Origin of the sequence: Stenotrophomonas sp. LST15-1-1.1, from assembly GCF_040815575.1 — a bacterium.
Taxonomy (GTDB): domain Bacteria; phylum Pseudomonadota; class Gammaproteobacteria; order Xanthomonadales; family Xanthomonadaceae; genus Stenotrophomonas; species Stenotrophomonas lactitubi_B.
On sequence record NZ_JBFPNJ010000031.1, the window covers coordinates 26894 to 48503 of the forward strand.

Below are 21610 nucleotides of genomic sequence, written 5' to 3' on the forward strand. Positions count from 1 at the left end.
CCTTCGTCACGACCAACGGTCGTGACCCACCTTTGCGGGCCACCGGCGTGACCTACCATCACCACCAACGGTCATGATCTACTGGCCCCTGCTCTGACGGAAACACGCGCTTGGTCTCCAGCTGGATCCTGCTGCTGGTCTCGGTTGCCTATGCCGCGCTGCTGTTCGGCGTGGCGTGGTGGGGCGACCGTCGGCCGATGTACCCGGACCGGCCGTGGCTGCGTCCGGTCGTCTACAGCCTGGCGCTGGCCGTGTACTGCTCGTCGTGGACCTTCTACGGCGCAGTCGGCACCGCCGTGCGCAACGGCGTGGGCTACCTGCCGATCTACATCGGTCCGCTGCTGCTGCTGCTGTTCGGCTGGCGCATCATCGAGCGCCTGGCGCTGATCGCGCGCAGCCAGAACGTGGTCTCCATCGCCGACTTCATCTCCTCGCGCTTCGGCCGCTCGCGGCGGCTGGCGGCGCTGGTGGCGATCATCGCGCTGATCGGCATCATTCCCTACCTCGCCCTGCAGTACAAAGCGGTGGCGATGAGCCTGCAGGTACTGACCGGCAACACCGGGCCGACCGGATTCTTCAGCGACCCGGCCCTGTATGTGGCGTTGCTGATGGCGCTGTTCGCCACCCTGTTCGGCACCCGCCAGGTGGATGCCACCGAACACCACCACGGCATGATGCTGGCGATCGCGCTGGAGTCGGTGATCAAGCTGGTGGCGATGGTCGCGGTGGGCGTGTTCGCCTATGTCTGGCTCAGCGACCGCAACGAGGCGGTGGTGGAGTCGGTGCATACGTTGTTCACCGGGCTGCCGCCGGTGGGCTTCCTCTCGCAGACACTGCTCAGTTTCCTGGCCATCATCTGCCTGCCGCGCCAGTTCCACGTGGCCGTGGTCGAGTGCGGCGACGTGCGCGATGTGCGCCGCGCGCGCTGGATGTTTGGCGGCTACCTGGTGCTGATTTCGGCGATGGTGCTGCCGATCGCTACCGCCGGCATCAGCCTGTTCGGTACCGGAAGCGGCGTGGCCGACGACTCGATGGTGCTGGCCCTGCCGCTGGCCGAGGGCCGCAACGCGTTGGCATTGATCGCCTATATCGGTGGCTTCTCCGCCGCCACCGGCATGGTCATCGTGTCCTCGATCGCGCTGGCGACGATGGTCAGCAACGACCTGGTGATGCCGGTGCTGCTGCGGCGCAGTGGCGATCACCAGGAAGCGGCGGACGTTGCCTCGCGGGTGCTGTGGATCCGCCGCCTGGCGATCCTGCTGCTGGCGCTGATGGCCTACAGCTACTACCGCAGCAGCAGCAACGACAGCACCCTGGCCTCGTATGGACTGATGGCGTTCGCCGCAGTAGCGCAGTTCGCGCCGGGCCTGATCGGCGGCCTGTACTGGCGCGGCGCCAGCCGTCGTGGCGTGGAGACCGGCATGCTGCTCGGCTTCGCCACCTGGCTGTACACCCTGCTGCTGCCGGCGATGACGATGGCCGGCTGGATGGATGCCGGCTGGGTGCAGCATGGTCCGTTCGGCATCGATTGGCTGCGCCCGCAGCAGCTGTTCGGCATGACCGGCTGGGATCCGCTGACCCACGGCACGTTCTGGTCGCTGCTGGTCAACGCGGCGACGATGATGCTGGTATCGGCGCGTTGGCGCCCGGGCGTGGATGAGCGCCTGCGCGCTGCGCCCTTCCTCGATCCCTACGCCGAACGGCCTTCCGTGGCGGGTGGTTGGCCGGGTCACGTGCATGTCGGTGACCTGCTGGCACTGGCCTCGCGCGTGGTCGGTGAACGCCATGCGCGGCGCTCGTTCTTCGAACAGGCGCAGTCGCTGGGGCGCGAGCTGCAGTCCTCGGCACCGGCTGACCGGCCCTGGGTGCAGTTCACCGAACGCCTGCTGGCGGCGTCGATCGGTGCGGCCTCCGCGCGCCTGCTGCTGACCAGCCTGCTGCGCGGTTCGGGCATGGACCTGGGCGAAGTGGTGGCAGTGCTGGACGAAGCAGGACAGGAGCTGCGCTTCAACCGCGAGATCCTGTCGACCACCCTGGAAAACATCAGCGCCGGCGTCAGCGTGGTCGACCCGGACATGCGCCTGACCGCTTGGAACCGCCGCTACCAGGACATGTTCGGCTACCCCGATGGCATGCTCTACGTGGGTCGTCCGGTGGCCGATCTGATCCGCTACAACGCCGAGCGTGGTGAGCTGGGTGAGGGCGATATCGAACTGCAGATCAACCGCCGCATCGGCTACATGCGCGCCGGTTCGCCGCATGTGTTCGAGCGCACCCGCAGCGATGGCAAGGTGATCGAAATGCGGGGCCAGGCACTGCCCGGCGGCGGCTACGTCACCAGCTACAACGACATCACCGACTACAAGCATGCCGAACGCGCGCTGCTGGAAGCCAACGAAACGCTGGAACAGCGCGTGGCCGAGCGCTCGCATGTTGCGGAAGTCGCGCAGCAGTCCAAGACCCGTTTCCTGGCCGCAATCAGCCATGACGTGCTGCAGCCGTTGAACGCGGCGCGATTGTTTGCTTCGGCGCTGCGCGACAGTGACCATGTGAGCGACGAGCAGAAGCACCTGGCCGAGCGCGTGGATGCGTCGCTGCGTGCGGCCGAGGAGTTGCTGGATGGGCTGCTGGACGTGTCGCGGCTGGATGCCGGCGGCCTGCATCCGGTGATCGGCGAATTCGACGTCAGTGCGCTGATGCGCGAGCTGGCCGCGCAGTACACACCGGTTGCGGCCGGACGTGGGCTGCGCCTGGATCTGTTCGCGCGTACCACCTGGGTGCGCAGCGACCGTCGCCTGCTGCGCCGTGTACTACAGAACTTCCTTGCCAATGCGTTGCGCTACACGCGGCAGGGACGCATCGTGCTGGCGGTGCGCCAGCGCGGCGATGAAGTGGAACTGCAGGTGTGGGATACCGGCCCCGGCATTCCCGAGCATCACATGCGGCAGATCTTCGACGAGTTCCACCGCTACCAGCAGCCGTTCGACTGGGGCGAGCAGGGCCTGGGACTGGGCCTGTCGATCTGCCAGCGCATCTCGCGCCTGCTCGACCATCGCTTGAACGCGCGCAGCCGCGTTGGCAGTGGTTCGATGTTCTCGATCATCCTGCCGCGGGTGGCGCCGCTGCCGGGCTATACCGAAGCGGTCACCCTGGCGGCGACAGCGCCGCCGGTCCGCAGCGATGCGCTGGCAGGCCTGCGCGTGCTGTGCGTGGACAACGACGAGGAGATCCTCGATGGCATGCGCGCGCTGCTGGGCCGCTGGCAGGTGCAGGTGATCACCGCATCGACGGTGGACCAGGCGCTGCAGAAGATCGCCGAGCGTCCGCAGGTGATGCTGGTGGACTACCACCTGCACGACCGCATGGATGGCCTGGACGCGCTGGTGGCATTGCGCGAGGCGGCGGGCTATCCGTTGCCCGGTGCGCTGCTTACCGCAGATGGCCGCGATGAACTGAAGCGGATGGCACGCGAGCGTGGCTATCGCCTGTTGACCAAGCCGATCAAGCCGGCGTCGCTGCGTGCGTTCCTGGGCGCGCTGCGGGATACCCGCAACAACGATGCCTGATGGGCAACTGTAGAGCCGAGCCCATGCTCGGCTCCTGCGCGAAGCGCGGTGTTCCGCCGTCTGGCTGGAGAGCAGCCGAGCATCGGCTCGGCTCTACAAAATCCTGGTTGCTCGAACTCCCTGCGCGAAGCGCGGCTCATATATAGCCTTCGCTATAAAAACCAGCCCTGCCTGCGCGTTTCGCTGGAAATGCGCCACGCGCGGATCGCGGTGCTAAGCTTCGCGTCCCCTTGGGGAGTAGCCGGATTCCTGCGCAGGAATCGTCCACGTCAACATACTCGGCCAGTGCGCCGTGGCGTGGACAACCATGATGGTTGGCGAGACCAGCGGCCCGCGCGCGCAACGTCAGGTTGGGCGCGAGCGCAGGCCGTGCGTCCGTCCTTGCCCGACCTCAGCAGCCGCCAATGTCCCCCCTTTCGATCCTCCTGATCGGCTTTGCCATGTCCACCGATGCCTTCGCCGCTGCGATCGGCAAGGGTGCAGCCATGCGCAAGCCGGTGTTCCGTGATGCGCTGCGCGCCGGCATCATCTTCGGCGTCATCGAGGCGATCACGCCCATCATCGGTTGGCTGCTTGGCCGTGCCGCTCTGCAGTACGTGGAGGCGTTCGACCATTGGATCGCCTTCGGCCTGCTCGGCGCGCTGGGCATCCACATGATCTACAACGGCCTGCGTCCGGATAACGGCGAGGACGATGAAGATCCTTCGCAGCACCATGGTTTCTGGAAACTCGCACTGACCGGATTCGCCACCAGCATCGATGCGATGGCGGTGGGCATCGGCCTGGCCTTCATGGACGTGCATATCGGGGTGATGGCCGCAGTCATCGGCCTGTGCACGCTGACCATGGTCACCGCAGGCATCATGCTGGGCCGCGTGCTCGGCAGCATGGTCGGCAAGCGCGCCGAAATCATCGGTGGCGTGATCCTGGTGATCATCGGTGCGACGATCCTGTATGAACACCTGCACGGTGTCGCGTAAGCAGGGATACCTGTAGAGCCGAGCCCATGCTCGGCTGACGTCTGAAGCAGCCGAGCATGGGCTCGGCTCTACATTGGGGCAATGACTGACATGCAGCGCAGCATTTCGCTGCTGTAGAGATCCTCTGCTGCGCCGTAGTCTTCCCGTATGGCCAGTCCCGCACTCCGTTATGGTCGCTGGTCGCATGCCGGCAATGTCTATGCGCTTACCACGGTGACGCATGCGCGTCGCCCCTGGTTCAGTGACAAGGCCAACGTTGAGCTGTTGATAGAGGCATTGCGCACCGTTGAGCGGACCGGTCGGACCTTATCCCTCGCCTGGGTGGTCATGCCGGATCATCTGCATTGGCTGTTCGAACTACGTACCGGCACGCTCGCTGGCTGCATGCAGATCCTGAAGTCCAGGAGTGGAAGGTCCGTCGGCAGGCGCGTTGATGCCAACGCGCCGATCTGGCAGCCGGGGTACTACGATCATGCACTGCGCAGCGATGAATGTCTGCGCACGCAGGCGACCTACATTGCGGCCAATCCGGTGCGCGCTGGACTGGCTACGTGCATTGGGGAGTACCCGTATGCCTGGAGTCGATGGCCCTTGCTGGGCTGATTCGGTACTCGGAGGAAGAGCAGCCGAGCATGGGCTCGGCTCTACAAATGCATCATGAAGCCCGTAGCCGAGCATGGGCTCGGCTCTACAAATGCATCATGAAGCCTGTAGAGCCGAGCCCATGCTCGGCTCTGACGTTCGTCACGATCAGTCTTCTTCCGGCGGCAGCACGATGGCGTCGTCGTCGATGGCCAGCTTGCCGGCCATCAGCACCGCCTGGGTGCGGTTGGTCACGCCCAGCTTGCGCAGGATCGCGGTGACGTGCGCCTTGATCGTTGCTTCGGAGACGTTGAGGTCGTAGGCGATCTGCTTGTTCAAGCGGCCCGCGCCGAGCATCTGCAGCACGCGGAACTGCTGCGGGGTCAGCTCGCGCAGGCGCTGGCCGACTTCGCGTTCTTCGCTGCCGGTCGGCGGCACGTTGTGCGCTTCCGGCGGCGCCCAGGTCTCGCCATCGAGGATGGTGCCGAGCGCATGGCCGATGGTGTCCGAGTCGGCCGATTTCGGGATGAAGCCCAGCGCGCCGTGGTCGAGCGCGCGTCGCATCACCGTGGCTTCTTCGCGTGCGGAGACCACCACCACCGGCAGGTGCGGATGCAGCGAGCGCATGTGCACCAGCGCGTTGAAGCCCTGTGCGCCCGGCATGTTGAGATCCATCAGGACCAGGTCGGCGTCGTTGTGCTGGTCGGCCAGTGCATACAACGCTTCCACGCTGTCGGCCTCGAACAGTTGAACGCCCGGAATGACCCGCTGCACGGCACCCCGCAGGGCTTCGCGGAACAACGGATGGTCATCGGCAATCAGGAGGGTGGTCATGGTCGGGGGGAACCGTGGGGGGAAAGCAGATGGGGTCAGAGCCCTTTCCTTGTGGAAAGGGATCCGACCCGGGGTAGCACATCAACGCACCTTGCGTTCGTCCACCAGCGAGGCCACGACCGACGGATCGGCCAGGGTCGAGGTGTCGCCCAGCTGGTCCGGCGCGTTCTCGGCGATCTTGCGCAGGATGCGGCGCATGATCTTGCCCGAGCGGGTCTTCGGCAGGCCCGGCGCCCACTGCAGATGGTCCGGCGTAGCGATCGGGCCGATTTCCTTGCGCACCCAGGCGACCAGTTCCTTCTGCAGCTCGTCGCTGGGCGCTTCCTCGGCCACCAGGGTGACGTAGGCATAGATGCCCTGGCCCTTCACGTCGTGCGGGAAGCCGACCACCGCGGCCTCGGCCACCTTCGGATGCGAGACCAGCGCGCTTTCCACTTCGGCGGTGCCGATGCGGTGGCCGGATACGTTGATCACATCGTCCACGCGGCCGGTGATCCAGTAGTAGCCGTCTTCGTCGCGGCGGCAGCCGTCACCGGTGAAGTAGCTGCCCGGGTAGGTGCGGAAATAGGTGTCGATGAAGCGCTGGTGGTCGCCGTACACCGTGCGCATCTGGCCCGGCCAGGAATCACGGATGATCAGGTTGCCTTCGGTCGGGCCGTCCTTGATCTCGCCATCGGCGTTGACCAGGGCCGGCTGCACGCCGAAGAAGGGCAGGGTGGCCGAACCCGGTTTCAGATCCATCGCACCGGCCAGCGGCGAGATCAGGATGCCGCCGGTCTCGGTCTGCCACCAGGTATCGACGATCGGGCAGCGGCTGTCGCCGACCACTTCGTAGTACCAGCGCCAGGCTTCCGGATTGATCGGTTCGCCGACGCTGCCAAGCAGGCGCAGCGACGCGCGCGAGGTCTTCTTCACCGGCTCCTCGCCTTCGCGCATCAACGCGCGGATGGCGGTGGGGGCGGTGTAGAAGATCGACACCTTGTGCTTGTCGATCACGTTCCAGAAGCGCGAGGTATCGGGGTAGTTCGGTACGCCCTCGAACATCAGCGAGGTCGCGCCGTTGGCCAGAGGGCCGTACACGATGTAGCTGTGGCCGGTGACCCAGCCGACGTCGGCGGTGCACCAGTAGATGTCGTCCTCGCGCAGGTCGAACACCGCTTCATGGGTGTAGGCCGCGTACAGCAGGTAACCGGCGGTGGTGTGCAGCACGCCCTTCGGCTTGCCGGTGGAACCGGAGGTGTAGAGGATGAACAGCGGATCCTCGGCGTTCATCGGTTCCGGTTCGCAGCTGGCCGGCTGGCTGTCGACCACATCATGGAACCAGCGGTCGCGTGGGGCCTGCATGTCCACCGCGCCGCCGGTGTGGCGCACCACCAGCACGGTTTCCACGGTATTGGTGCCGGGCAGCTTCAGCGCCGCATCGACGTTGGCCTTCAGCGGAATCTTCCGGCCACCACGCAGGCCTTCATCGGCGGTGATGATCAGCTTGCTCTGGCAGTCGCTGACACGGTCGGCGATCGAGTTCGGTGCGAAGCCACCGAACACCACCGAGTGGATCGCGCCGATGCGCGCGCAGGCCAGCATGGCCACGGCAGCGTCGACGATCATCGGCAGGTAGATGGTGACCCGGTCGCCCTTCTTGACGCCGAGGTTGCGCAGCGCGTTGCCGAGACGGCAGGTGCGTTCGTACAGCTCGCGATAGGTCACGTGCTGGGCCGGCGCATCCGGGCTGTCCGGCTCGAACAGCAGGGCGGTCTTGTCGCCACGCTTTTCCAGCTGACGGTCCAGGCAGTTCACGCTGGCGTTGAGCTCGCCATCTTCGAACCACTTGATGTGGAAGTCGGCCAGGTCGTAGCTGACGTTCTTGATCCTGGTCGGCTTGCGCGACCAGTCCAGCCGCTCGGCGGCCTTGCCCCAGAACGCATCCGGATCGGACACCGAGGCCTGGTACTGCTGTTCATAGGAGTTCTTGTCGATACGCGCCTTGGCGGCGAACTGCGGATCGACGGGGTAGAGATCAGCCATGGCACCCTCACTTGCACGTTGACTTTGTGTGTGCAGCCGCAGCATTGCAGCAGCCGTTCCCCCTCAGTTTGCCCCATCCACCCCCGGTCGCGTCACCACTTCGGTTAGACCTTGGTCGAAAGTCGGGCCCCTGCAGGCCCGGGTTCGACCAATGGCCAATAGCCGGTGCGTGTAAACGCCCCGCAGTCTCGGCTCGACCGTGCCCCACGCGCGGCATCACCTTGCCACTTGGGAGAGAGGGCAACATGAGCCACCGTACGTTGAAAGCCGTGCGCAAACCTTTGGCGGCCTGCCTGTTGGTCGCCCTGGTCGCACCGGGCATGGCGTTCGCCGAGACCGCCAAAGAGAAGGCACTGGAGTCACGCGTCGCCGAACTGGAGCGGCAGGTGCAGGCGCTGCTGGCGTCGCAACAGCAGCAACAGACCCAGATCGTGCAGACCCAGCAGGCGGTCACCGACGTCCGCACGCTGCAGGCCGAACAGAAGCCGGCGGTGCCTGCGGGCAAGCAGCCGATCCAGGTCACCACCATCACCCCCGGCGCGGCGCCGGGCACCACGGTCAAGATCGGCGGCTTCATCAAGGCCGATTTCCTGGCCACCCAGACCAGCGATGGCCAGCTGGCCGACGATGCCACCGGCCGCGCGCTGTACCTGCCCGGGCAGACCCCGGTGGAAGGTGCCGGCGGCAGCGGCAAGCGCTCGGACGTGGACTACAACGCTCACGCCAAGTTCTCGCGCTTCAACCTGGGCATCGACAACGTCAGCGAATCGGGCAACAAGGCCGGCGCGTTCTTCGAGATGGATTTCTTCGGCAATTCGCTGGGCAACCAGACTGCCACCAACACCTATGGCGTGACCCTGCGCCATGCGTACATGTACTGGAACAACTGGATGGCCGGCCAGACCTGGTCGAACTTCATGGATGCGGCATCGCTGCCGGAAGCGGTCGACTTCGTCGGCCCGACCGATGGCGTGATCTTCGTGCGCCAGGCCCAGGTTCGCTACACCAAGGGCGGCTTCAGCGTCGCGCTGGAGAATCCGGAAACCACCACCCTCACCGGTACGCGCAATCCGGTCACCGGCGCCTGGACCAATGCCAGCGCCAACTCCGATCGCGGCAGCCTGCCGGACCTGACCCTGCGTTATGGCTGGAAGGGTGACTGGGGCACCTTCGGTGTGGGCGGTATCGTCCGTCAGCTGAAGGTCGACAACCAGACCACCGGTGCCAAGGCCGACAAGGTGGCCGGTGGCCTGACCCTGGGCGGCAAGTGGGTGATGGGTGACAGCGATTCGCTGCACTACCAGTTCACCGGTGGCGAGGGCATCGCCCGCTACATCGGCCTGGGCATCACTGCTGATTCGGCCTATGACGTGGCCCGCGACGAGCTCAACCCGACCGGTGTGATCGCCGGCTACGTCGGTTGGCGCCATGCGTTCTCGCCGAAGCTGCGCACCAACCTGATCTACGCGCGCAGCGACTACGACAACGACAGCATCCTTGGACCGCTGGTGACCAAGAGCGTGCAGAGCATCCGCGGCAACATCTTCTACTCGCCGCTGCCCAAGGTCGATGTCGGTGCCGAGCTGATGTACGGCAAGCGCGAGGTCGAGAACGGCAACAAGGGCGACATCACCCGTCTGCAGTTCACTACGAAATACAGCTTCTGATTGAGTGCCGACCAACGGTCGGCACCTGCCGAGATTGAGTGCCGACCATGGTCGGTATCTACCTAGACTGCGTGCCGACCAAGGTCGGCACCTACAGAGGGAAAGCGTCCCATGTCCACAACACCCGCACCGGCGAAAGCCCAACTTACCCAGGGACACAAGAAGGTCATCTTCGCGTCCAGCCTGGGCACCGTTTTCGAGTGGTACGACTTCTTCCTGTATGGCTCGCTTGCGGCGATCATCGCCAAGCAGTTCTTCAGTGGCGTCAATGAAACCACGGGCATGATCTTCGCCCTGCTGGCCTTCGCGGCCGGCTTCTTCGTGCGACCGTTCGGCGCGGCCTTCTTCGGCAGCCTCGGCGATCGTATCGGCCGCAAGTACACCTTCCTGGTCACCATCCTGATCATGGGCATCTCGACCTTCCTGGTCGGTGTGCTGCCCAACTACGCCTCGATCGGGTTCGCCGCGCCGGTGATCCTGATCATCCTGCGCCTGGCCCAGGGCCTGGCGATGGGCGGTGAGTACGGTGGTGCTGCCACCTACGTGGCCGAGCATGCGCCGGACGACAAGCGTGGCCTGTACACCAGCTTCATCCAGTGCACGGCCACGCTCGGCCTGTTCATGTCGCTGCTGATCATCCTGGCCTGCCGCTATTTCCTCGGCAACGAAGCCTTCGAAGCCTGGGGCTGGCGCATTCCGTTCCTGGTCTCGATCGTGCTGCTGGGCGTGTCGGTGTGGATCCGCCTGCAGCTGAGCGAGTCGCCGCTGTTCCAGCAGATGAAGTCGGAGGGCAAGGGTTCCAAGACGCCGTTCCGTGACAGCCTGAAGGGCGGCAACCTGAAGCTGATGCTGCTGGTGCTGCTCGGTGCTGCCGCAGGCCAGGCGGTGGTCTGGTATGGCGGCCAGTTCTACGCGCTGTTCTTCCTCAGCAGCATGCTGAAGGTCGATGCCACCACCTCCTACCTGCTGATCGCCGCCGCGCTTGCACTGGGCGTGCCGTTCTTCATCTTCTTCGGCTGGCTGTCCGACCGAATCGGCCGCAAGAAGATCATCCTCGCCGGCTGCCTGCTGGCCGCCGTCACCTACATCCCGATCTTCAAGGGCCTGACCCACTTCGCCAATCCGGCCATCGAAGAAGCCCGCAGCAGCTCGCCGGCGCTGGTCGTGGCCGATCCGAACACCTGCTCATTCCAGTTCGATCCGGTCGGCCTGCGCAAGTTCACCAGCTCCTGCGATGTGGCTACCGCTGCGCTGACCAAGGCCGGTGTGCCGTATGACGTGCAGCCCGCCGCCGCCGGCTCGCTGGCGATGGTCAACGTGGGCAGCGCCAGCGTGACCTCGTATGAGGCCGCCGGCCTGACCAAGGAAGAAGGCAAGGCCAAGGCCGATGCGTTCGGCGCCGAGCTGAAGGGCGCACTGGTCACCGCGGGTTACCCGGCCAAGGCTGATGGCTCGCGCATCAACATCGCCGGCACGATCTTCATGCTGTGGCTGCTGGTGCTGTACGTGACCATGGTCTACGGCCCGATCGCCGCCTACCTGGTCGAACTGTTCCCGACCCGCATCCGCTACACCTCGATGTCGCTGCCGTACCACATCGGCAACGGCTGGTTCGGTGGCTTCCTGCCGGCGATCTCCTTCGCGCTGGTGGCCGGTACCGGCAACCTGTACTACGGCCTGTGGTACCCGATCATCATCGCGCTGATGTCGGTGGTGGTGGGTGGCCTGTTCCTGCGCGAGACGAAGAACGTGGACATCACCAAGTAACCAGTGGTTTTCATTGCATGAAGGAAAGGCCGCGGTGCAGACCGCGGCCTTTCTGTTTGTGGGGTGGCGACCGGGGTCGGATCCCTTTCGCATGCGAAAGGGCTCTGACCCCAACCGCAGAATCTGCTACTCCGAGCATCCATCGCTCAGCTCAAACTGTAGCCTCGAGAATTCACTGATGCACAACAAGCGCTGTTCACTCTCATCGCCTGCCTGCCCGATTTCTCTACGCAACTGGTCGGCTCCCGGACAGCGCGCAGCGCTAGCAACAAGGAGGTTGCACACAGGAACAAACGGGAAGTGCACCTGATGGCTTGGGATATTCAGCTTTTTGTCCCAGGCCTCGAACGGAAAGAGCACATGCAACAAGCCATCTGCCGCTTCATCCTTGCTTGGTCGCGTGAGGGCGACATCCGGAGCATCCTTGAGCAACGTCGCATAGGCGTCCAGGAAGCGACGGCCGTACCGATCATGCTCCGCCGGTGTGCTCGCCTGCCGCAAGGCGGTGTAGTACGGGAAGAGGCTGTCTACATCGGGTCCACCGCAGGTCACGCCGGACGAACGTGAGCTGTCATTGACGGGGGGCTGTACATGGCAGGTCGTACGTTCGAGTCTCTCTGCAAGTATCTCGAGCACCCTGCCTATACTGGCACCAGGTGTGGCATCGCCCTCGAGCTCGCCGACGACGGCAGCCAGGCTGTCGCCCACCAATGGGATGTGTTCGTGCTCGACGTTCAGGCCGATTGCCGCGGCATCCATGGACTGCTCGCTGGCATCGGAAGCTCCGGCCATGAGAAGACATCCGGTCAGAAATGCAAATACGCGTCGCATCTACGCATGCTATTGGAGGTGGGACACTACCTTCAGCGCGATGACGTCGTGCGGCAATGAAACATGTACGAATCTACATATCAGCCCAGTATTTGATCGTACCGGTGCGGGATGACGTATCCAGCCACACGGAAGACGGGGACTTCTAGCAAGAACTGCCAACTTCTGACGCAAATGGCCCGAACTCCCTTTGTTCGTCAGTGCGTCCCATAGCATGGGTGATTCATCGAATCGGATCGGGGCATGCGCAGCGCACTTCTGGCGGCGATCATCACTGTCTCAGCGTCAGCGGCCGGCGCAGAAACGCATGTAGCTGCCGACGGTGCGACACCGCAGGGAAGCCGGCGAGTCGAGGAAAGATCGCCCGTGATCAAACAACTTTGCAAGACAGAGAAGGTCTGGCTGTCCTGGAACAACGCCGTACCAAACGCAACGCTGGTGACCTGCGATTGCAATTGCACATCGCATGACAACTCAGGATGGCTTGTCGAGGCGCAACCGGAAGTCGACACCTATCGGGTACATCGCGTTTCTCTCGGAAAGATCTTCAGTGCCACGGAGTTCCGTCGGGCTGGCGTGCGGATTCAGGACATCGTCTCGTCGCATCCGTGGTGTTCAGTCGCCAAACCGAGCATGCCGATGAATGCGATCTTTGCGACGTTGGTGAAGCAGCCCAAGGAATCGGGCGATGAGCCCTACTGCTTTACGCCCCACTTCTTCGCAGGCGATCGGAATGTCCCCCTGAAGAGGATTCCAATGTCGGGCGAAGAGTTCTCCGACGCGCCCGCAGCAGAATCAGCGGTGATAGCGCGGGAGGTCGAGATGCTGCGTGACTGGAGGCGGAAGTTTGCACCTGAGTAGGGCATTGGTGCCCTCGGACAAGAAATGAGGGCTGTACATTCTGGAGTTTCAGTAATGTTTGATTTGAAGTCCGTGCTGCTGGCATTAATTGCTGGCCCACCTCTGCTCTTGTCTGCCTACGCTGTGGATGCCAGTGCGATCTATGGCGTCAACCACACCCATTGGGCAATCAACCGGTTCAGTGTCGATGGCCGTTCAGCCGTTGACATAATTGGTCCATATCAAGGCGGAGGTGGTGGGTGCTGTTACGGCGCACCAGAACACTGGTATCCAGGCCTGACGGTACGGGTTGACTGGGAAACGGGTGCTGGAAGCACAATTGACTTTCCTGGATTTGGAGATCGGCTGAAGTTTGAGGCTTGGAGAGAAAAAATCCTCGCGCAAAAGCGCAGGCATAGCAAAGTCGCCCCTGTCCCGGACTACACCGGCCAGGACGTCTGCGGCATCACCGTGCATTTCCTGCCCTGTGATGACATTCAGGTCACTACCTCCTGTTACGCCTACGGCAGCCCCGAGTACCCGATCAAGATTCCGCTTGAGTTGCCAGAACCGCAGTCTTGCCCGGCACAACGTACCGACCAGCAGAAGGCGTATTGATGGACGGGTTTGCATGCGGGGGTAAACGCATGCAAGGCGGTTGGGAGGTATCCGAATGAGACCCCGTGCCACGGCGTGAAGGTTGGCATGCGAGCCGAGCACGGCTCGACCCTACAATCGGCCCATGACCACCATCGCCCCAGCCGACCTTCCCGCCATCCTGCATACCCTGCGCAGTGCCTGGCAGACCCAGCGTCCCTCGCTCGACCAGCGCGAAGCCGACCTGCGCCGTCTGCGCGAGGCGCTGAAGGAGCGCATGGACGAAATGGCTGCGGCCATTGCCGAGGACTTCGGCCACCGCGCCCACGTTGAATCGAAAATAGCCGATGGCATGAGCGTGCTGTCGGCCATCGATCACCTGCGCCGCCACCTGCGACGCTGGTCGAAGCCGCGTCATGCGTCTGCAGGCTGGAAGCTGTGGCCAGCCCGCGCGCAGCTGCGGCCGACGCCGCTGGGTGTGGTTGGGGTGATCTCGCCCTGGAACTACCCGGTCACGCTGGCGTTGGCGCCGCTGGCCACCGCGATTGCCGCTGGCAACCATGTGCTGCTGAAGCCTTCCGAGCACACACCGCGCACCAGCGCGTTCCTGGCCGATCTGCTGGCCAGCGTGTTCCCGCCTGATCGCGTGGCGGTGGTGCAGGGTGGGGCGGACGTGGCGGCGGCAGTGTCCGCGCTGCCGCTGGACCATCTCGTATTCACCGGTTCCACCGCGGTCGGCCGCAAGGTGATGGCGGCGGCGGCGGAACATCTGGTGCCACTGACGCTGGAGCTGGGGGGCAAGTCGCCCGCCATCGTCTGCCGCGATTTTCCATTGGACAAAGCCGCGGCGCGGCTGGCCACCGGCAAGTGGTTCAACGCCGGCCAGACCTGCATCGCGCCGGATTACGTGCTGATCGACAGCGTGCGCCAGCGCGAATTCGTGCAGGCGCTGCAGCAGCAGGTACGCGAGCGTTATGGTGATTTCAGTGATGCGGGTGACTACACGCGGATCATCAATGAAGGCCAGTACCGGCGCCTGCAGGGCTATCTGGCGCAGGCCCGGGAACGCGGGGTGCCGGTGATTCCGCTGGCGCAGTTGGATGACGCGCGCGCCGATCGCGAGCGGCTGTTGGTGCCGACCGTGGTGCTGGACCCACCGGATGACCTGGACCTGATGCGCGAGGAGATCTTCGGCCCGATCCTGCCGGTGCGCGCCTATACGGACCTGGATGCGGCGCTGGCCGACATCGTGGCCCGCGACCGGCCGCTGGCGCTGTATCCCTTCAGCCATGACACGGCCACGGTGGAGCGCATCCTCGGCCAGGTGGTGGCCGGTGGGGTGACGGTCAATGACACGTTGCTGCATTTTGCCGCCGATGGTTTGCCGTTCGGCGGAGTGGGCGCCAGTGGCATGGGCGCGTATCACGGGCAGGCCGGGTTCGATGCCATGAGCAAGCTGTTGCCGGTGCTGTGGCAGTCGCGCTGGGCGGCCAGTGACCGGTTGCGGCCACCGTATTCGAAGATTGCCGGGTTGTTGAGGTTGCTGTTGCGGTGAAGCCATTCCGGTGACGCATTCCCGTAGAGCCGAGCCCACGCGCGGCTGCTCTTGGCTGGTCCAGGCAGAAGCAGCCGAGCGTGGGCTCGGCTCTACACGGGAAGTCGGGCCGACCCCATCCCGGCCACCCGGTTAGAATGCCCCCATGAAGATCGCCTCGTGGAACGTCAATTCGCTCAATGTCCGCCTGCCGCACCTGGAGCAGTGGCTCAAGGACTTCGGCCCGGACATCGTCGGCATCCAGGAAACCAAGCTGGAGGACCACAAGTTCCCGGACTCGGCGCTGGTCGCCGCCGGTTACCGCAGCGTGTTCGCTGGCCAGAAGACCTACAACGGTGTGGCGCTGGTGTCGCGCGAGCCGGCGCAGGACGTGCAGATCGGCATCCCCGGCTTCGAGGACGAGCAGAAGCGGGTCATCGCCGGCACCTTCGGCGACCTGCGGGTGATCAACCTGTACGTGGTCAACGGCCAGGACATCGGCACCGACAAGTACGAGTACAAGCTGCGCTGGCTGGAGGCGGTGCACGCGTGGATCGCCGAAGAACTGCAGCGGCATCCGAAGCTGATCGTGATGGGCGACTTCAACATTGCCCCCGATGCGCGCGACGTGCATGACCCGGAGGTGTGGAACGACAACCACATCCTGACGTCCACTGCCGAGCGCGGCGCACTGAACAAGCTGCTGCAGCTGGGCCTGCACGATGGCTTCCGCCTGCACAACGATGAGGCCGGCACCTTCAGCTGGTGGGATTACCGGGCGGCCGGTTTCCGCCGCAACCTCGGCCTGCGCATCGACCTGACCCTGGTCTCCGATGCACTGAAGGGCAGTGCGGTGGCCTCGGGCATCGACCGTGAGCCGCGTACCTGGGAACGTCCCAGCGACCATGCACCGGCGTGGGTGCAGCTGGGCTGAAACAACGAGGCCCGGCGATGGCCGGGCCCGTTGCGATGCATCTGCCGGCCAGCGGCCGGCACTATCGCTGCGTCAGCGTATGCTCTTGCGGGTGAACAGATTGACGATCGCCAGCAGGATCACCGCGCCGATCAGCGAGAACAGGAACGTGCGCAGGGTGATCGCTTCATTGATGCCGCCGCCGAACAGCCAGCCGGAAATCAGTGCGCCAACGATGCCCACCACGATGTTGAGGATGATGCCCTGCTGGCCATCGCGCTTCATGATGATGCTTGCCAGCCAGCCGACGATGCCGCCGACGATCAGCCAGATGATGATTCCCATGATCGACTCTCCGGTGGATAACCGTGTCCAGTTGACGCGCAGTGCCGTGAACCCGCTGTGCAATCCCGTGATGGCCGCGTGCGGATGAGCCTGCCAGCCACCCTTGAGGGCCCCTGGCGGTTTGGCCCGGTCACCGTGTGGCGCTGCCCGCACGTGCCCGGCCAGCGCGGTGAGCCGCAGGCCCGGCAGGTGCTGGCACAGGCACTGGGCGGCGAGCCGGATGCGCTGCCGCTGGTGCGCGACGACAAGGGCCGGCCGGAACTGAGTGGCGCGCTCGCCCACTACGGCACCGGCTGGAGCCACAGCGGCGAGGTCCTGCTGGTGGCGCTGGGCGAGGGCGTGCGGCTGGGCGTGGACCTGGAACTGCTGCGGCCGCGCCCGCGCATGCTGGAAATCATCCAGCGCTTCTTTCATCCCGACGAAGTGGCTTGGCTGCAAGGCTTGGACGAGGCCGACCGCGAGCATTGGTTCTTCCGCGTGTGGTGCGCCAAGGAAGCCATGCTGAAGGCGCACGGGCAGGGCATTTCCTTTGGCCTGCACCGCCTGCAGCTGGCCCCGGCCGCCGATGGCGCGCTGCACCTGCGCTGGTGCGACCCGGAACTGGGCGAGGCCGCGCGCTGGCACCTGCACGAGTGGCAGGCCAGTGGCCAGTTCCGTGCCGCATTGGCCTGGTATCCGCAGTGAATCGCCGAATCTGCAGTGAAAACCGGCGATAATGTCGGCATGAGCGAACACGATCTTCCCGCCGGCGTAGCGTCCACGCTGCAGCAGGGCCTGGCCAGCATGGGCCTGGCCGCCGAGCTGGCCCCGCCGCTGCTGCGCTACCTGGCGTTGCTGCACCGCTGGAACGGCACCTACAACCTCACCGCCATCCGCGATCCGCAGGAAATGGTCACCCGCCATCTGCTTGATTCGCTGGCGATGCAGCCGTTCGTGGCCGATGGCAGCCTGGCCGACCTCGGTACCGGCCCCGGGTTGCCGGGCATCCCGCTGGCGATCGCCTGCCCGGGCCTGCAGGTCACCCTGGTGGAAAGCAACGGCAAGAAGGCCCGCTTCATGCGCGAGGCCGTGCGCCAGCTGGGCCTGGGCAATGCCCGCGTGGCCGAGTCGCGCGCCGAAGCGCTGGACGAGCCGGGCAGCTACGATCAGCTGACCGCGCGCGCGATGGACACCCTGGCCGGCATCGTCCGCGTCGGTGGCCACCTGCTGCGCCCCGGTGGCGTGCTGCTGGCCATGAAGGGCGTCTACCCGCATGAGGAGATCGCAGCGCTGCCGGCCGGTTGGCAGGTGCGCGAGGTGGTCCCGCTGAGCGTGCCCGGCCTGGCCGGCGAACGCCATCTGGTTACTGTCACAGGCCCCTGAACCCCGCCGCCACCCCCTTTTGGAACAAGCGGTTGGCGATCCACGATTTCCGCACGGGCCCGGTTGTACGCATAATGACCGGTCCCAGCACACGTCGACGAGGCACACCCGCATGGCCCGCATCATCGCCATCGCCAACCAGAAGGGTGGCGTCGGCAAGACCACGACCGCCGTCAACCTGGCCGCTTCCCTGGCCAACGCACCCAAGCGCGTGCTGTTGGTCGACCTGGATTCCCAGGGCAACGCGACCATGGGCAGTGGCGTGGACAAGCGCGAGCTGGTCTCCTCCACCTACGATCTGCTGCTGGGCGAGTCCAGCGCTGCCGACGTGCGCGTGCAGACCGCCGAAGGCTACGACCTGCTGCCGGGCAACATCGACCTGACCGCGGCCGAGATCCAGCTGATGGCGCAGAGCGAGCGCGAGCAGCGCCTGAAGCGCGCGCTGGCGCCGATCCGCGACGAGTACGACTACATCCTGATCGACTGCCCGCCGGCGCTCTCGCTGCTGACCCTCAACGCCCTGGCCGCCGCCGATTCGGTGATCGTGCCGATGCAGTGCGAGTACTACGCGCTGGAAGGCCTGAGCGCGCTGGTGGAAACCATCGAAGCGCTGCGTGCCAACCTCAACCCGGCGCTGGAGATCGAAGGCGTGCTGCGCACCATGTTCGATGTGCGCAACAACCTGGCCAACGCCGTGTCGGCCGAGCTGACCGAGCATTTCGGTGACCGCGTGTTCCGCACCATCGTGCCGCGCAACGTGCGCCTGGCCGAGGCGCCCAGCCATGGCCAGAGCATCGTCGGCTACGATCGTGCTTCGCGTGGCGGCGTGGCCTACCTCGGCCTGGCCGGCGAGATCATCCGCCGCAACAACGAACGCAACAAGGCCAGCAAGGCCGTGGAGACCGTCTGATGACCAGCAGCAAGCCTGCAGCCAAGAAGCGTGGCCTCGGCCGCGGCCTGGACGCCCTGCTGGGGCCCAAGGGCGCGGTCAGCCAGGTGCAGGCCAGCACGGCGGTGATCGAGCCGCTGCCCGGTGAAGTGCTGCGCAAGCTGCCGGTAGGCCAGCTGCAGCCGGGCAAGTACCAGCCGCGTCGCGAAATGGACCAGGGCAAGCTGTCCGAACTGGCCGACTCGATCAAGTCGCAGGGCGTGATCCAGCCGATCCTGGTGCGCCAGCTGCCGGCAGGCAACTTCGAAATCGTCGCCGGTGAACGCCGCTGGCGCGCCTCGCAGCTGGCTGGCCTCGACGAAGTGCCGGTGGTGGTGCGCGAGCTGGAAGACCGCACCGTCATCGCGATGGCGCTGATCGAGAACATCCAGCGCGAAGACCTCAACCCGCTGGAAGAAGCCGAAGCACTGCAGCGCCTCATCAGCGAATTCACCCTGACCCATGCCGAGGCCGCCGAGGCCGTTGGCCGCTCGCGCGCGGCGGTGTCCAACCTGCTGCGCCTGCTGGAGCTGCCGATCGCCATCCGCCTGCTGCTGGAAACGCGTCGGCTGGAGATGGGGCACGCCCGCGCGCTGCTGACCCTGGCCCCGGAACTGGCCAGCAAGCTGGCCCAGGAAGCGGCCGATGAGGGCTGGTCGGTGCGCGAGGTCGAGCGTCGTGCGCAGGCGTTCGCCGCCGGCAAGGTGCCGAGCAACCGTCCGCAGCCGGTGGCCAAGGTGCAGCAGGCCGATATCGCCTCGCTGGAAACCGAGCTGTCCGAAGTGCTGGGCACCTCCGTTGCGATCAACCATGGCCGCGGTGGCAAGGGCAAGCTGATCATCCATTACGCCAACCTGGACACGCTCGATGGCGTGCTGGAGCGGCTGCGCACGCGCCAGGGCTGACCCCGGCGCAGTTTCATGGGCGCACGGCCTGTTCCTGTCGTGCTCCGTCGATTGCAGGGAACGCACCGCCGCGCGTGCCGGAGGTCGTATCGTCCACCCGCGGGTGGGCCCGCTCCGCCCCGTGGCTCATCCAGGGAGCAGGACATGACCATTGAAATCGACGACGTCAGCCCGGGCGGCAGCCCGATTCTCGTGCACAGCCGCGAGAAGGACTTCACCCCGGCCCACGGCGAAGAACACATCGAGGCGATCAGCGCGCACATCGAGCGCCATCTGGGCCCGATCTCCGGTGTCTTCCACGAAATCATCTCCGATATCGTGCACATCGACGTGCATGTGGTGCCGGCCACCGACGCGTGCCCGTACCTGCGGTTGGTGACATCGGGCATGAGCGATCTGCCGATGTCCGTGCCCGATGAGGTGGACGCCCCCCGGCATATGGAACTGATGGTGACCCTGCCGGCGGATTGGCCGATCAGCGATGACGCCTTCAAGGATGAACGCAACTATTGGCCGGTGCGTCTGTTGAAGACCCTGGCGCGGTTGCCGCATGAGTACGACACCTGGCTGGGCTTCGGCCACACCATTCCCAACGGCCATCCGTCCGAGCCCTATGCACCGGGCGTAGGATTCGATGGCGCCATCGTGCTGCCGCCGGTCACCACCCCGGACGACTTCGGCACGTTGGCGCTGGAAGACGGCACGACCATCGAGTTCATGGCGATCGTGCCGCTGTACCCGGAAGAGATGGACCTGAAGCTGAAGAAGGATTCGGAAACCCTGCTGGACCGCTTCGATGCGAAGAACATCCAGGATGTCATCCAGCCCGGACGCACCAATGTGGCCAAGAAGCGTTTCGGCCTGTTCTAGGCCCTGCGCGTACCATCAGACCCCGTAACCGCTGAATCGACCGCTGAATTCCAGGCCCACCGCAATGACCATCCTGCTTACCGGCGCAGCCGGCTTCATCGGCGCCTACACCGCCCGTGCCCTGCTTGATGCGGGCCAGTCGGTGGTCGGCCTGGACAACTTCAACGATTACTACGACCCGCAGATCAAGCGCGACCGCGTGGCCGCGTTGTGCCCGGCGCTGGATCTGCGCACGTTGGACCTGACCGACCGCGACGGCTTGGCCGCGCTGTTCGACGAGATACAGCCGACGGCGGTGATCCACCTGGCCGCGCAGGCCGGCGTGCGCTATTCGCTGGAAAACCCACACGCCTACGTCGACAGCAACCTGGTCGGCTTCGTCAACATGCTCGAACTGTGCCGCCACCGTGGCGTGCAGCATCTGGTGTATGCATCCAGCAGCTCGGTGTACGGCGATTCGGCTACGCCACCGTTCTCCGAAGACCAGCGCGTGGACCAGCCGCGTTCGCTGTACGCCGCAACCAAGGCGGCCAATGAACTGATGGCCTACACCTACGCGCAGTTGTATGGCCTGCACGCCACCGGCCTGCGCTTCTTCACCGTCTACGGCCCGTGGGGCCGGCCGGACATGGCGCCGCTGCTGTTCTCGCGCGCGGTGCTGGCCGGTCGTTCGATCGATGTGTTCAACGAAGGCCGCATGCAGCGCGACTTCACACATGTCTCCGACATCGTTGCCGGTATTCTCGGCGCCCTCGCGCACCCGGCAGATGGTCCGGTGCCGCACCGGGTGTTCAACCTCGGCAACCACACGCCGGTCGAGCTGGAGCGCTTCATCGGCGTGATCGAGCAGGCCGCTGGTCGCCCCGCGCAGAAGGTCTACAAGCCGATGCAGCCGGGCGACATGGTACGCACGATGGCCGATACCCGGCGCGCACATGACGCATTTGGCTACGAACCGGTCATGCCCATCGAACAGGGCCTGCCGCCGGTGGTGCAGTGGTGCCGCGAGTATTTTGCTGACCGCGCGTGAGAACGCATCCTCACACTGCCGGATTCATCTTCGG

General features: G+C 65.1%; 19 protein-coding genes and 1 riboswitch. Of the genes, 15 read left to right on the forward strand and 4 right to left on the reverse strand.

Translation table 11 applies throughout. The features are described from left to right. The first annotated feature begins 110 nt into the window (after window positions 1–110). The 3 genes from MRBLST15_RS16795 to MRBLST15_RS16805 all read left to right on the forward strand — a co-directional run bounded on the left by MRBLST15_RS16795 (window position 111) and on the right by MRBLST15_RS16805 (window position 5149). Window positions 111–3566 (forward strand): hybrid sensor histidine kinase/response regulator, encoded by a 3456-nt coding sequence (locus MRBLST15_RS16795; protein ID WP_367786900.1) that lies wholly within the window; start codon window positions 111–113, stop codon window positions 3564–3566. Between the two features lie 226 nt (window positions 3567–3792). Then, a riboswitch (yybP-ykoY riboswitch) is annotated at window positions 3793–3882 on the forward strand. A gap of 88 nt (window positions 3883–3970) precedes the next feature. After that, window positions 3971–4546 (forward strand): manganese efflux pump MntP family protein, encoded by a 576-nt coding sequence (locus MRBLST15_RS16800; protein WP_230111190.1) that lies wholly within the window; start codon window positions 3971–3973, stop codon window positions 4544–4546. Between the two features lie 147 nt (window positions 4547–4693). Then, entirely contained in the window at window positions 4694–5149 is a 456-nt protein-coding gene (locus MRBLST15_RS16805) for an REP-associated tyrosine transposase (protein WP_367786902.1), read from the forward strand. 147 nt (window positions 5150–5296) lie between these two features. Here MRBLST15_RS16805 and MRBLST15_RS16810 read toward each other — a convergent pair whose 3' ends face one another. Together MRBLST15_RS16810 and acs are read right to left on the reverse strand one after the other, a co-directional pair. Next, window positions 5297–5962 carry a response regulator transcription factor gene (locus MRBLST15_RS16810; protein ID WP_006477308.1) on the reverse strand — a complete coding sequence of 222 codons (666 nt, stop codon included), beginning with the start codon at window positions 5960–5962 and terminating at the stop codon, window positions 5297–5299. A gap of 81 nt (window positions 5963–6043) precedes the next feature. Continuing rightward, on the reverse strand, window positions 6044–7987 hold the full coding sequence (gene acs, locus MRBLST15_RS16815) for an acetate--CoA ligase (protein WP_100554030.1): 1944 nt from the start codon (window positions 7985–7987) through the stop codon (window positions 6044–6046). A gap of 245 nt (window positions 7988–8232) precedes the next feature. On the opposite strand from acs, the gene MRBLST15_RS16820 reads away from it, so the two are divergent. Then, a complete protein-coding gene (locus MRBLST15_RS16820; RefSeq protein ID WP_367786906.1) occupies window positions 8233–9654 on the forward strand; it encodes a DcaP family trimeric outer membrane transporter in 1422 nt (473 codons plus the stop codon). Between the two features lie 111 nt (window positions 9655–9765). Then, on the forward strand, window positions 9766–11421 hold the full coding sequence (locus tag MRBLST15_RS16825) for an MFS transporter (RefSeq protein WP_100461973.1): 1656 nt from the start codon (window positions 9766–9768) through the stop codon (window positions 11419–11421). 126 nt (window positions 11422–11547) lie between these two features. Here the strand turns inward: MRBLST15_RS16825 and MRBLST15_RS16830 are convergent, their stop codons facing one another. After that, complete coding sequence (locus MRBLST15_RS16830; RefSeq protein WP_367786908.1) at window positions 11548–12213, reverse strand: hypothetical protein; 666 nt, start codon at window positions 12211–12213, stop codon at window positions 11548–11550. Window positions 12214–12495: 282 nt separating this feature from the next. On the opposite strand from MRBLST15_RS16830, the gene MRBLST15_RS16835 reads away from it, so the two are divergent. From MRBLST15_RS16835 to xth, 4 genes are all read left to right on the forward strand, one after another. After that, window positions 12496–13113: a hypothetical protein gene (locus MRBLST15_RS16835; protein ID WP_367786910.1), complete on the forward strand. Its 618-nt coding sequence runs from the start codon at window positions 12496–12498 to the stop codon at window positions 13111–13113. A gap of 54 nt (window positions 13114–13167) precedes the next feature. Further along, window positions 13168–13710, forward strand: coding sequence for a DUF3304 domain-containing protein (locus MRBLST15_RS16840; RefSeq protein ID WP_367786912.1), 543 nt, complete (start codon window positions 13168–13170; stop codon window positions 13708–13710). A 124-nt stretch (window positions 13711–13834) separates the two neighbouring features. Further along, a complete protein-coding gene (locus tag MRBLST15_RS16845; RefSeq protein WP_367786914.1) occupies window positions 13835–15244 on the forward strand; it encodes a coniferyl aldehyde dehydrogenase in 1410 nt (469 codons plus the stop codon). 145 nt (window positions 15245–15389) lie between these two features. After that, complete coding sequence (xth, locus tag MRBLST15_RS16850; protein WP_265951016.1) at window positions 15390–16157, forward strand: exodeoxyribonuclease III; 768 nt, start codon at window positions 15390–15392, stop codon at window positions 16155–16157. A 72-nt stretch (window positions 16158–16229) separates the two neighbouring features. Here the strand turns inward: xth and MRBLST15_RS16855 are convergent, their stop codons facing one another. Continuing rightward, window positions 16230–16481, reverse strand: coding sequence for a GlsB/YeaQ/YmgE family stress response membrane protein (locus MRBLST15_RS16855; RefSeq protein WP_025878785.1), 252 nt, complete (start codon window positions 16479–16481; stop codon window positions 16230–16232). 84 nt (window positions 16482–16565) lie between these two features. Between MRBLST15_RS16855 and MRBLST15_RS16860 the strand changes: the two genes are divergently transcribed. The 6 genes from MRBLST15_RS16860 (at window position 16566) to MRBLST15_RS16885 (ending at window position 21576) form a co-directional block, all read left to right on the forward strand. After that, window positions 16566–17165, forward strand: a complete 600-nt coding sequence (locus MRBLST15_RS16860) for a 4'-phosphopantetheinyl transferase family protein (RefSeq protein ID WP_117311762.1) — start codon at window positions 16566–16568, stop codon at window positions 17163–17165. Window positions 17166–17204: 39 nt separating this feature from the next. Next, a complete protein-coding gene (gene rsmG / locus MRBLST15_RS16865) occupies window positions 17205–17843 on the forward strand; it encodes a 16S rRNA (guanine(527)-N(7))-methyltransferase RsmG (protein ID WP_100461976.1) in 639 nt (212 codons plus the stop codon). Window positions 17844–17955: 112 nt separating this feature from the next. Further along, the gene (locus tag MRBLST15_RS16870) at window positions 17956–18753 is read left to right on the forward strand and encodes a ParA family protein (protein ID WP_032976776.1); all 798 of its coding nucleotides are present in this window, start codon (window positions 17956–17958) and stop codon (window positions 18751–18753) included. After that, entirely contained in the window at window positions 18753–19676 is a 924-nt protein-coding gene (locus MRBLST15_RS16875; protein WP_025878789.1) for a ParB/RepB/Spo0J family partition protein, read from the forward strand. The genes MRBLST15_RS16870 and MRBLST15_RS16875 overlap by 1 nt, the downstream gene beginning before the upstream one ends. Before the next feature lie 144 nt (window positions 19677–19820). Continuing rightward, window positions 19821–20546 (forward strand): suppressor of fused domain protein, encoded by a 726-nt coding sequence (locus MRBLST15_RS16880; protein ID WP_265951013.1) that lies wholly within the window; start codon window positions 19821–19823, stop codon window positions 20544–20546. Window positions 20547–20610: 64 nt separating this feature from the next. Then, window positions 20611–21576 (forward strand): NAD-dependent epimerase/dehydratase family protein, encoded by a 966-nt coding sequence (locus MRBLST15_RS16885; RefSeq protein WP_367786917.1) that lies wholly within the window; start codon window positions 20611–20613, stop codon window positions 21574–21576. Window positions 21577–21610 lie beyond the last annotated feature (34 nt).

What these genes read in the sequence shown, in the direction of transcription:
- MRBLST15_RS16800 (WP_230111190.1), top strand. Translation starts at nt 3,971, where the DNA reads ATGTCCCCCCTTTCGATCCTCCTGATCGGCTTTGCCATGTCCACCGAT.
- MRBLST15_RS16805 (WP_367786902.1), top strand. Translation starts at nt 4,694, where the DNA reads ATGGCCAGTCCCGCACTCCGTTATGGTCGCTGGTCGCATGCCGGCAAT.
- MRBLST15_RS16810 (WP_006477308.1), bottom strand. Translation starts at nt 5,962, where the DNA reads ATGACCACCCTCCTGATTGCCGATGACCATCCGTTGTTCCGCGAAGCC.
- acs (WP_100554030.1), bottom strand. Translation starts at nt 7,987, where the DNA reads ATGGCTGATCTCTACCCCGTCGATCCGCAGTTCGCCGCCAAGGCGCGT.
- MRBLST15_RS16820 (WP_367786906.1), top strand. Translation starts at nt 8,233, where the DNA reads ATGAGCCACCGTACGTTGAAAGCCGTGCGCAAACCTTTGGCGGCCTGC.
- MRBLST15_RS16825 (WP_100461973.1), top strand. Translation starts at nt 9,766, where the DNA reads ATGTCCACAACACCCGCACCGGCGAAAGCCCAACTTACCCAGGGACAC.
- MRBLST15_RS16830 (WP_367786908.1), bottom strand. Translation starts at nt 12,213, where the DNA reads ATGGCCGGAGCTTCCGATGCCAGCGAGCAGTCCATGGATGCCGCGGCA.
- MRBLST15_RS16835 (WP_367786910.1), top strand. Translation starts at nt 12,496, where the DNA reads ATGCGCAGCGCACTTCTGGCGGCGATCATCACTGTCTCAGCGTCAGCG.
- MRBLST15_RS16840 (WP_367786912.1), top strand. Translation starts at nt 13,168, where the DNA reads ATGTTTGATTTGAAGTCCGTGCTGCTGGCATTAATTGCTGGCCCACCT.
- MRBLST15_RS16845 (WP_367786914.1), top strand. Translation starts at nt 13,835, where the DNA reads ATGACCACCATCGCCCCAGCCGACCTTCCCGCCATCCTGCATACCCTG.
- xth (WP_265951016.1), top strand. Translation starts at nt 15,390, where the DNA reads ATGAAGATCGCCTCGTGGAACGTCAATTCGCTCAATGTCCGCCTGCCG.
- MRBLST15_RS16855 (WP_025878785.1), bottom strand. Translation starts at nt 16,481, where the DNA reads ATGGGAATCATCATCTGGCTGATCGTCGGCGGCATCGTCGGCTGGCTG.
- MRBLST15_RS16860 (WP_117311762.1), top strand. Translation starts at nt 16,566, where the DNA reads ATGAGCCTGCCAGCCACCCTTGAGGGCCCCTGGCGGTTTGGCCCGGTC.
- rsmG (WP_100461976.1), top strand. Translation starts at nt 17,205, where the DNA reads ATGAGCGAACACGATCTTCCCGCCGGCGTAGCGTCCACGCTGCAGCAG.
- MRBLST15_RS16870 (WP_032976776.1), top strand. Translation starts at nt 17,956, where the DNA reads ATGGCCCGCATCATCGCCATCGCCAACCAGAAGGGTGGCGTCGGCAAG.
- MRBLST15_RS16875 (WP_025878789.1), top strand. Translation starts at nt 18,753, where the DNA reads ATGACCAGCAGCAAGCCTGCAGCCAAGAAGCGTGGCCTCGGCCGCGGC.
- MRBLST15_RS16880 (WP_265951013.1), top strand. Translation starts at nt 19,821, where the DNA reads ATGACCATTGAAATCGACGACGTCAGCCCGGGCGGCAGCCCGATTCTC.
- MRBLST15_RS16885 (WP_367786917.1), top strand. Translation starts at nt 20,611, where the DNA reads ATGACCATCCTGCTTACCGGCGCAGCCGGCTTCATCGGCGCCTACACC.